Here is a 1,387-nt window from a genome sequence, read left to right as displayed (position 1 = left end):
GGTCGTGTCGCGAAGGTGGTGGAAATTTGAAGGTGGCGTAATCTCCGGGTGAACTTGAACCCACCCAACCGGCGGCAGCAACCGCCAGGGAGATCACGCCATGAAGAACAATACCGATACTGCCGCGCTTTCGCTACTGGCCAATGAAGCGGGCTACGATCCGATCGAGGATCGGCTACGAGAGAATATCCGCGCCACGATCGAAGCGGTCTTCGAAGAGGAGCTGGACGCGTTTCTTGGGCGCTGCCGTTATGATCGGGGCTCCAATAAACCTACGGGCTACCGACACGGTCATCGCGCGCGTCAGCTTGTCGGCACCTTCGGCGCGGAAACGGTGAGCGTGCCACGCGCCCGCGCCATCGATGAGACCGGCAAGATCACCGAATGGCGCTCGAAGGCGCTGCCGCGCTATCAGCGGCTGACCAAGAAGGCTGAGGCCCTGATTGCTTCGGTCTATCTGGCCGGGACAAACACGCGGCGCGTGAAACGGGCGCTGTATGGGCTGTTTGAAGGAGCGGTGAGCAAGGATGTGGTCAGCCGGGCCTGGCGCAAGGTGAAGGTCGACTGGGACGCCTGGGTGGTGCGCGACCTGGCCAATGAGGACATCGTCCGGCTGATCCTTGACGGGACGGTGATCAAGACACGCATCGATAAAAAGGCCACGAACATTTCGGTGCTGGCGGCCATAGGCGTGCGCCGGGACGGACAGAAAGTGCTGCTTTCCATCAAGAATATGGGCGGCGAGAGCAAAGCAGCCTGGGGGCAGTTTCTCGGCGATCTCGATGCGCGAGGCCTGAAACGCCCGGAATTTGTCATTGTCGATGGCGCCCCTGGGTTGGAGGCGGCACTCGTCGCGCTCTGGGGCGAGGAGCTGCCGATCCAGCGCTGCACGGTTCACAAGCACCGCAATCTTCTCGGCCACGCCCCGAAACGCATGCAGGACGAACTCACCGAGGATTACCGCGACATGATCTATGCCGACACCGCAGCCGAAATCGAAAACCGTCGCAAGGCCTTCCTGCGCAAATGGCGGCTGAAATGCCGCGCGGTTGCGGACAGCTTGGAAGAGGCCGGGGACCGGCTGTTTACCTTTACGCGGCTCAACCCATCACAGTGGAAGTCGGCGCGGACGACAAACGCCATCGAGCGCCTGAACGAGGAGTTCCGCCGCCGCATCAAGACCCAGACCGTGCTGCCCTGCGCCGAAACCGTGCCGATGCTTCTCTGGGCGCTGATGGCATCGGGCCAGATCCAGATGCGGAAAGTGGACGGTTGGGAAACCTTGGCTCAGCCCATCGCACCGATCAGTCTTGACCTCGCGGCCTGATCAGGCCCAAATCCGCATGCTCGGAGAACGCCGCTGGAGAATTTCCACCAGAATCGAGAC

1 protein-coding gene is annotated in these 1,387 nt (G+C 61.7%); it reads left to right on the top strand.

All coding sequences use genetic code 11. The annotated features are described in order from the left end of the window. Nucleotides 1-100: 100 nt before the first annotated feature. The gene (locus tag ACEWPL_RS19380) at nt 101-1,327 is read left to right on the top strand and encodes an IS256 family transposase (RefSeq protein WP_393929294.1); all 1,227 of its coding nucleotides are present in this window, start codon (nt 101-103) and stop codon (nt 1,325-1,327) included. The last annotated feature ends 60 nt before the right edge of the window (nt 1,328-1,387 follow it).

The organism is Roseovarius roseus, assembly GCF_043355935.2.
In the GTDB taxonomy this organism is placed as follows: Bacteria; Pseudomonadota; Alphaproteobacteria; order Rhodobacterales; family Rhodobacteraceae; genus Roseovarius; species Roseovarius roseus.
This window is presented reverse-complemented; position numbering and strand designations above follow the sequence as displayed.